Annotated in this window: 8 protein-coding genes; 3 read left to right on the top strand and 5 right to left on the bottom strand. The window is 64.6% G+C overall.

Translation table 11 applies throughout. From position 1 onward, the window contains the following. Both ACIQ6O_RS09545 and ACIQ6O_RS09540 read left to right on the top strand, forming a co-directional pair. On the top strand, positions 1-1,716 hold a 1,716-nt coding region (locus ACIQ6O_RS09545), incomplete at its 5' end, for a TonB-dependent receptor plug domain-containing protein (protein ID WP_396207559.1). A gap of 127 nt (positions 1,717-1,843) precedes the next feature. Beyond that, positions 1,844-2,896 carry a cyanophycinase gene (locus ACIQ6O_RS09540; protein ID WP_396207558.1) on the top strand — a complete coding sequence of 351 codons (1,053 nt, stop codon included), beginning with the start codon at positions 1,844-1,846 and terminating at the stop codon, positions 2,894-2,896. Between the two features lie 6 nt (positions 2,897-2,902). Here the strand turns inward: ACIQ6O_RS09540 and ACIQ6O_RS09535 are convergent, their stop codons facing one another. The 5 genes from ACIQ6O_RS09535 to ACIQ6O_RS09515 form a co-directional block, all read right to left on the bottom strand. Then, entirely contained in the window at positions 2,903-4,207 is a 1,305-nt protein-coding gene (locus tag ACIQ6O_RS09535) for a serine hydrolase domain-containing protein (RefSeq protein ID WP_396207557.1), read from the bottom strand. Positions 4,208-4,314: 107 nt separating this feature from the next. Continuing rightward, on the bottom strand, positions 4,315-5,685 hold the full coding sequence (locus tag ACIQ6O_RS09530) for a hypothetical protein (protein WP_396207556.1): 1,371 nt from the start codon (positions 5,683-5,685) through the stop codon (positions 4,315-4,317). A 114-nt stretch (positions 5,686-5,799) separates the two neighbouring features. Then, positions 5,800-6,414 (bottom strand): YceI family protein, encoded by a 615-nt coding sequence (locus tag ACIQ6O_RS09525; protein WP_396207555.1) that lies wholly within the window; start codon positions 6,412-6,414, stop codon positions 5,800-5,802. A 208-nt stretch (positions 6,415-6,622) separates the two neighbouring features. Further along, the gene (locus ACIQ6O_RS09520) at positions 6,623-7,420 is read right to left on the bottom strand and encodes a DUF3108 domain-containing protein (protein WP_396207554.1); all 798 of its coding nucleotides are present in this window, start codon (positions 7,418-7,420) and stop codon (positions 6,623-6,625) included. A 241-nt stretch (positions 7,421-7,661) separates the two neighbouring features. Continuing rightward, a complete protein-coding gene (locus tag ACIQ6O_RS09515; RefSeq protein WP_396207553.1) occupies positions 7,662-8,105 on the bottom strand; it encodes a hypothetical protein in 444 nt (147 codons plus the stop codon). Between the two features lie 290 nt (positions 8,106-8,395). Between ACIQ6O_RS09515 and ACIQ6O_RS09510 the strand changes: the two genes are divergently transcribed. Next, on the top strand, positions 8,396-8,578 hold the full coding sequence (locus ACIQ6O_RS09510; protein WP_396207552.1) for a hypothetical protein: 183 nt from the start codon (positions 8,396-8,398) through the stop codon (positions 8,576-8,578). The last annotated feature ends 4 nt before the right edge of the window (positions 8,579-8,582 follow it).

Raw genomic sequence — 8,582 nt, 5'->3', positions numbered from 1 at the left:
GACGCCGCCACCGCCGACATCGTCGGCATGTTCAACGCGGCGCAGGTCGTGAACGACAAGCTCCAGCTCTACAGCTTCGGCTCCTTCGGCGTGCGCGACGGCCGCTCCACGGGCTTCTTCCGCCGCCCGATTCAGACCACGCAGGTCGTGTCCAAGCTGTACCCCGATGGCTTCCTCCCCAACATCGAATCCAACATCGGCGACGTCGCGATCGGTGGCGGCGCCAAGGGCACGGTGAAGGGATGGGACTGGGACCTCAGCCAGGTATACGGCGCGAACTCCTTCCAGTTCATCATCAGCAACTCGAACAACGCGTCGATGGGGCTCAACAGCCCGACGACGTTCGACGCCGGTACGCTCGGCTTCGGACAGGCGCTCACGAACCTCGACGTCACGCGCCAGTTCGACCTGAACGGCAAGCCGCTGCGCGTGTCGAGCGGTGCTGAGTTCCGCTGGGAGAACTATTCCATCGAGGCCGGTGAGCAAGCGTCGTACATCAACGGCCGTGTGCCGGTGCTCGACGCGGCCGGCAACCCGGTCCGCAACGCGGCCGGCAACACCACCATCGCGCTCGTGGGCTCGCAGGTGTTCCCCGGCTTCTCGCCGTCGGATGCTCTCGACCAGAGCCGGACGGCGGCAGCGGCCTACATCGACCTCGAAACGGATCTCACGTCGAAGTGGCTCGTGGGGACCGCGGCGCGCGTCGAGAACTTCAGCGACTTCGGCGGCAAGGCCACCGGCAAGCTGACCACGCGCTTCTCGCCGACCGACAAGTTCGCCATCCGTGGTGCGGCGGCGACCGGCTTCCGCGCCCCGTCGCTCCAGCAGAGCTACTTCACGTCCACGGCCACGACCTTCGTGAACGGCCTGCCGGTCGATATCAAGACGCTCCCGGTCGCGAGCCGCGAAGCCCGTCTCCTCGGCGCGCGTGACCTGAAGCCGGAGAACTCGGTGAACCTCAGCGCGGGCATCACGCTGCAGCCCACCAAGAGCCTCACCATCACGAGCGATTACTACAACATCAAGATCAGTGATCGTATCGTGCTGTCCGAGAACTTCATCGGCACCGGCATCGTGAACTTCTTCACCCAGAACGGCTTCACGGGCATCGGTGGTGGCCGCTACTTCACGAATGCGATCAACACGGAGACGAACGGTATCGACGTGGTCGTGAACTACGGTATCGACCTGAAGAACAACGGCGTGATCAAGCTCACCGGCGGCTACAACCAGAACCAGACCCGTGTGACCGAGGTCGTGGTGAACACGCCGGCGCAGCTCGGCAACCTGAGCGAAGTGCTGTTCGGTCGTGCCGAGCGCGGTCGCATCGAAGTGGGTCAGCCGCGCAACAACCTCGTGATGAACGGTTCGTACGAGAAGGGCGACTTCACGTTCACCCTGCGCGGTCAGCGCTTCGGGGCCGTGACGGGCCGTCAGGCCACGGCGGCCGCTGGCGCCCGCCAGGTGCCCGACCTCGAACTCAGCCCGAAGTTCATCACCGACGTGAGCGCCGCGTACAAGCTCTTCAAGCGTACGCAGGTCACGATGGGTGCTGACAACGTGTTCGACGTCTACCCGGATCGCATCACGGACCTCGGTGACGTGGCCACGGGCTACAGCGGCCAGGGAACGTTCGGCGTCTACCGCTTCTCGGGGCTGTCGCCGTTCGGCTTCAACGGTCGCTTCCTGTACGTGCGCATGGCGTATTCGCTGTAACTGCGAGCGGCATGAACAACAGCGGGGCGGCGATGACATCGCCGCCCCGCTGTTGTTTTCATGGGACGGCGCGCCGCACCCCGTCCCATTGGCTCGCGCCGTGCATGATGCGGCGCTAACGTTCCCCATGACCACGACCCGAATGACCCGCGGCGCGGCGGCTCTGCTGCTCGCCGGCGCGAGTGCCTGCGGCGACTCGACCCGCATCGCCGACCCTCTCGAATCCGCTCGTCTCGCCAAGACGCCTCCAGCCGGGTTCACCATGTACACGACGAAGGGTGCCACCGATGTGGTGACCACGCCCGTCGGCGGTGTCTACCTCGCGGGTGGCGGTACGGATCTCGACGCGGGCATGACATGGCTCCTGGCGCGCGGCGGCACCCGGAGCGGCGGCGGATATGGCGACGTGGTGGTGCTGCGCACCAGCGGCACGAACGGGTACAACAGCTACCTGCAGCGGCTGGGTGCCAACGCGGTGACAAGCATCGTCATCACGTCACGCGCCGGTGCCGATGCGCCGGAGGTACTCAATGCGATCAACAAGGCCGAGGTCCTGTTCCTCACCGGTGGCGATCAATCGACGTACGTGAACCTGTGGCGCGGCACCCAACTGCAGGCGCGCGTGAACGCGCGCATCGCGGCGGGTGTCCCCATCGGCGGCACAAGCGCGGGACTCGCCGTGCTCGGGCAGTACGTGTATTCGGCGCAAGGGATATCGACGACATCGACGGTGGCGCTCACCAATCCGTTCGACGCCTCCATCACCCTCGAGCCCGCGCTGTTCACCGTGCCGATGCTCGCGAATGTGATCACCGATTCGCATTTCGTGATTCGTGATCGCATGGGGCGCCTGCTCACATTCCTCGCGCGGCTGCAGCAGGCCAACACGGCGTCGGCACCGCGGGCGATTGGCGTAGACGAAGGGACTGGTGTCGGCGTGCTGCCCGGTGGGGGCACGACCACCTTCGGCACCGCATCCGGCGCGTACTACCTCAGTGTCGCCGGTACCGTGACCCGCACCTGTGTGGCGAACACCCCACTCACGTATGCACCCGTCAGTGCCGTGCGTGTCCGGGCAGGGCAGGCGTTCAACGTGAGCAGCTGGACGGGCACTACACCCGTGTACACGTACAGCGTGAACCGTGGTGTGGTCACGTCGTCGACCGGCTCCCTTTACTGACCCCGATCAGCGCTGCCGGCTCTCCACGAGCGACGCGTAGAGCATTGTCTGGAAGCGAGCCACCACGTCGCTCGTCGTGGGTAGCTGGTTGATCATGACGACGATCACGAGCCCTTCGGCCGGATCGACCTTGTAGTTGGATCCGTACGCGCCACCCCAGCCGAACGTCCCCTTGGACGCCATACCGGACGCGCCGTAGCGCTCGACCGTTTCGAAGCCCAGCCCGAAGCCGGCGTTCGGCCCGTAAATCGCGGGAATCTGATCGGTCGTCATGAGCGCCACGGTGTGCGGCGCCAGGTAGCGTCGACCATTCCAGCTCCCGCCGTGCGCGATCATCTGCAGAAAACGCGCATAGTCCCGGGCGGTGGAAACGAGCCCCGCGCCGCCGGCGAAACTGGCCCGTGGTCCGTCGACATAATGCCCCTGCCCTCGCGCGCCGGTGTCGGCGCGAACCGTGCGCCGCTGCTCGCTGCGATAGACGGTCGCCAAACGCGCGCGCTCCGCCGAGGGGACGAAGAAGTACGTATCGTTCATGCCGAGCGGCTGTGTGAGGCGCTCGCGCAGGAAGCGGTCGAGCGGTACACCGGAGGCGCGCTCCACGATGCATCCCAGCACATCGGTATTGTAGCCGTACACGAACCGTTCGCCGGGTTGCGCGACGAAGGGAAGAGTCCCGAGTGAGTCCATGCTGACGCACACCGGTTCGGTCTTGTTCGCGGTGTACCAGCCGAAGCCAGCCGCCGGCCCCAGCCCCTTGGCACGATAACGCTCCGCCACGCGCGCATCGGTGCCATATGAAATGCCGGCCGTATGCGTGAGCAGGTCCTTGATGGTGATGGCGCGCTGTGCGGGGACTTCCACGTCCCCCGCGCCGGTCCGCTGCATCACGGTGGTCTTGGCGAAGGTCGGCATGAAGGTCGACGCAGGCGTGGCGAGGCCGAGCTTGCCCTCTTCCATGAGCATCAACACCGCCGCACTCGTAAGCGCCTTGGTCTGCGAAGCAATGCGAAAGAGCGTGTTCGTGGTCATTGGTACGCGTGATTCGCGGTCCCGCCACCCCACGGCGCGTTCGTACACCACGGCATCGTCACGCAGCACCAGCGCGACGAGCCCACCGATCTCTTCGCTCTGCACTGCGGCGTCGAGCATGGCATCGATACGGGCGAGCCGATCGGTCGCGAAGCCGGACCGCGTGGCCGGCGCCCGCGATGGACGCGAGGTGCCCTGTGCCGCCGCCAGCGTCGGAGTGAGCAGCGCGCCGCACGCCAACAGGGTGCGTGTGCCCCGGAGAAGCCAAGTGGAAGTCGTCATGTGCCCGAAGCTACTCCCGGCGCCGTTGACAGCAAGCACGCTCCAAACGCAACCGCCCCCGCACCAGTCGGTGCGGGGGCGGTTGCGGCGCGAGCCGCGAAGGAGACTCAGAAGCTCGTCGCCGCCTCGAGGACGAAGCCCCGCCACTTCGCGCCATTGCGGATATCGAGAGAGTTGAAGCGGTCGTACTGCTGCGTCACGACTTCAGCCTTCAGCAGGAGCGTCGGCAGGATGAACCAGCCACCACCGGCGTTCAGACGGGTGACGGCCACATCGCTGTTGCTGACGGTCACCGGCGCACCCGTTACCGGCGTGACCCGATACGAACCGAGATCACCGTCGACCTTATTGTAGCGAGCCGCGAGGAACAGCTTGTCCCCCTTGAGGAACCGCACCGTCGCTTCGCCCATCAGCTGATTGACTTCGCGGACCACCGTCTCGCTCGCCGAGCGACCCTTGCCGCGTTCCCAGAGACCAAAGAGCTCGACACCCTTCACTTTGATGAACGGGTTCACCATGATCGCGTTGTTCTTGTCGGTGAAGCCCGGGTTGATCATGCCCGACGTGAAGTTGGCCGATTCCGTCGACGCGGTGTTCTCGAGTACGTAGTAGTAGCGCGAACCGGCACGATCACCGCTGTACAGGGTACCGTTCGCCGCTGACCCCTGATTGCGGAAGGACGCCGTGAGGCGGGTACGCACATCGGCATTGAGCTGCTTGTCGAAGCCGACCTTGGCCATGAAGGCAGGCGACCGGTCACTGGCGCGTAGCGTCTGCCCACGCACCTCACCGTTCGTCAGGGCGACCACACCGAGCAGGCCGTTTTTCTGAAAGATCGCCTCGGCGCCGACTTCGGTCGTGAAGGCGTCCATGATGAGGTTCCCGACCAGCGGATTGTAGACCACCTGGCCATTGTCCGAGCGCTTGAAGTGGAAATCACCGTAGTTGATTTCGAAGTGACCGATCTTCACGGTCGTGAACTTCATGATCTCGTTCAGGATGGGCAGGTCGATCGGCGACTCGTCGATCTGGATGAATCCATCCTTTACCCACGTCTCATTGTGATGACGCGCCGACAGGTAGCTCGTGAGCTGAATGCGGATACCCTTCGCGAGCTGCGCATGCAGGTAGGCATTGGCCACGGCATTGTTGAACCCATTACCCATCGCCTGCAGCTGGTTGCGATTGGTAATGGCCGGCGTGCCGGCCTGCGAGAGCGGTTGCGCCGTGTTCTTGTGTGTCAGCCCCTGAAACTGCTGCGCGAAGGCCGCGCCCCACTGGATCTTGAAGCCATCGTACGCCGCGCCGGCAATCTTCGGCGTTTCGAACATGTTGATACCGCGCTGGTCCTGCGGACGCACGTATTGAATGTCGAGCTTCCGCTGGGACGTACCCACGCTGTCGGTGACGGATTGCGCACCCAGCGGATTGAGGGCGACCACAAGGCCGGCGGCAAGGAAGAGGCGTGTACGAGTCATGAATTCGCGTCTCGGAGATGATCGGAGGGGAGGTGACCAATCGGTCATGCTGCATTGGACTGCGTCGGAATCACTGTCTGCTACGGGTCTTGCGAGATGGGGTGCGCCGTCGCGTTACTGCGCGACCGTCCCACCCTTCTGCAATTGCAAATCGAAGTTCACGGTGACCACCGGGCCGACCTTGATCGTGCCCATCATCAGCGTGGGGGGCTTCACGTCCCAGTCGGTCATCTTCACCGGCACCTTACCCGTGACCCGCAGACCGCCATCGGCCGCCGTACCGAACGTGACCGGGACGGCGATCGGCAGCGTCTTGCCGGAGAGTTGCAAGGTCCCCTGGAGCGTGCCGGTGACGGCACCGCCCTTGGCGACCTCGTAGCTCTGCATCGTGAAGCGGATGCTCGAGAACTCCTTCGTCTTGAGCGCCTTGCCCATGTGCTCGTTCATCGTGCCGTTCTTGCACTCGAGCTTGCTCACGGGGAAATCCACCTGCACCGTGCCGGCAACCTTCCTGCCATCGAGCGTATTCGCGATTACCGCCTCGTCGGGGCTCGAGAGTGCGGCGTCGATCTGGTCGGCGGTGCAGGTCCAGCTGCGCAGCGTGCTCGTCCCGTCGAACCACAGCTTGCTGCCTTCGCGGAGCGACAAGGTGGCTGGGGCTGCAGGCGTGGCAGCAATGAGCACGAGCGCGGCGGCGGATATGGCGAGATGCGAAATCATCGAGCGCATCGTGAGGTCTCCAGCAGTCAGAATTGAATGGTCCAGCACTTCCGGCATATGCGGCGGCGGTGACGCGCCATCGACTCGCCTCTGGAGATGAGATTCGCTTCGGGACCGTCCGCGAGCGGTCGGATTAGTCCGGAACTTTGGTGGGGGGTCAGATTTCGCATCTGTAGGGTATTGTCCGACTGCTGGCCACGTGCGTGCGCACGGCTCATCACGCCTCGCACCGTGCGTTGGCGCTGCGCGCCACCAGCGAGAGCGTGGTCGTGCCCACGATCGGCATCCGGCTCACGATCCGCACCGGGATGTGGCAGGGGGATGTGTCGAGGTTGATCCGGATCAATCCCACACCCTGATAGTGCGCAGGGTCCTTCACGTGCATGATCACCACGCGAGTGGTAAAGCGGCCCGCCTCGGTCTGCACCGTTTCCTCCGCACCGACGGTCACCAGAGTCGGGTTACGCTGCTCATCGAAATGGCGGTGGTATTGATACGAGCCTTCCTGATCAAGCGGGATGGTGCGCAGGAAGTAGAGGAACGAGAGTTCGTCGAGCGGCAGTGGTGACCCAAGCGTCTGCTCGCGGCCGTCGTCATCGCGCCAGGTACCGGCAACGAGGTTCATTTCCACCTGTTCGTCGGAACGCGCGAGCGGATGTCGCTCGCTCTTTTCGAACCGCAGCGTGGCGAACTTCACCGGATCCACCCACGACGTGGTCCGATCGGTGGCCTTCACGAACGCGCGCTTGGCCTGCATCTCGGAGACCAGGCGCCAGGTGGGAATGCCGCGCTCGGTCACGGGGCCTTCCACGCGCATCTGGCCGCGGCCGATGTTGCCGCCCAGCGACACGCTCACGCGATAATCGAGCACTTCCCCCAGCGGGAAGGGCAGGCGCGACGCGGGATCGTACTCGCGAGACGCAGCGGGCTGCGCCCGCGCGAACACCGGAGCGAGGGAGGAGAGGGTGCCACCGAGCAGGGCCACCACCAGCCGGAAGAACGGAGCATCGGACATGTGTCCGGTAACCTGACGGAACCAGCCTGTTCCGATCAGCGGCGAAACCCCCCGTGTGCGTGAGGATTCGCCCGACAGCCACCGCGTCAGCCCACGATGCCGAGCGCACCGATCTGTTTCCCCGGTCCATTACACGGGGAGAACCATCGAGCGACCCTGCACAAAGAACACACCCCCGCGACGTGAACGTCGCGGGGGTGGTCATTCATTCACACACGCGTGCTGCGTGGCAACCGATCGGTCACGCCATCAGTCGATCGGACACGCGAAACACGGGCACGCTCGGCAGCCACAGCACAGCGAGCACGTCGCTCCCACTGGCAATGGTCACGTGCACATACCGACCGGTGTGCAACGGCATCAGCCCGGTTCGCACCGCGCCGTCATCGAGCAGCCCCACCACGCCGGCCACACTCAAGTAGCGTTCCTGCACGTGCACGCGCACGTCAGCATCACCGCCGTCTGCGCGCGCCGTACCGGCGTGCAACCGCAACACGTGCACCACCTGATGGCCGTCGACGTGCAGATGCACGATCGAACCAGCCCAGGCGTGTTCGGTGCGAACCGGCGCTGGCAGCACATCGTGCAGCAGCTCACGGGCTTCGGAAAGAATGTCGTTGGCGTCCGGGGTAACGAACGCACGCTCGCTTCGAGCGGATAGTCCTATGTCATCCTGGGTTGGCAACGGGGCTCCGGTGGGTGGATCGCAATCACCTACCTCGGGTGATCGCTGGCAATGTGGGTGATACGGCTGGGGAGAACCGTGATGGCATCCTAATCGGTGGAACAAGAGTATGCACTACTGATTTTCGCACTCGTAGCGAAAGGCGCCGTGGGTGTGACGATGCGCCGGGCCTTGTACCACTCGGTCCGAGGCGGGCACCGACGTCAGGCGGCAGGAACCCGCCCCCCGGGGCTGCAGTTCACCACCGGGCGTGGTTAAGTTCCGCCCCGGACCCTCAACCAGCCTTTCCCATGCCGTTCTTCAGCTATCCGGCCAACGCCGATTTCCTGCTGCCGATTGTCAAGCTGCCGCTCCTCCTGATCTCCTCGATCTTCGAGGTGGTGCTCGCGGTTGGCCCGATCGGCCAGATCGCGATCATCGCGGCGTTCATTGCCCTGTTCACGAAGAACGTGATGGGACCGCACCGCCCGTAATCCG

This window comes from Gemmatimonas sp. (assembly GCF_044345575.1).
Classification (GTDB): Bacteria; Gemmatimonadota; Gemmatimonadetes; order Gemmatimonadales; family Gemmatimonadaceae; genus Gemmatimonas.
Note: the sequence above shows the minus strand (reverse complement) of the source record. Positions and strands in the feature narration are given on the sequence as shown.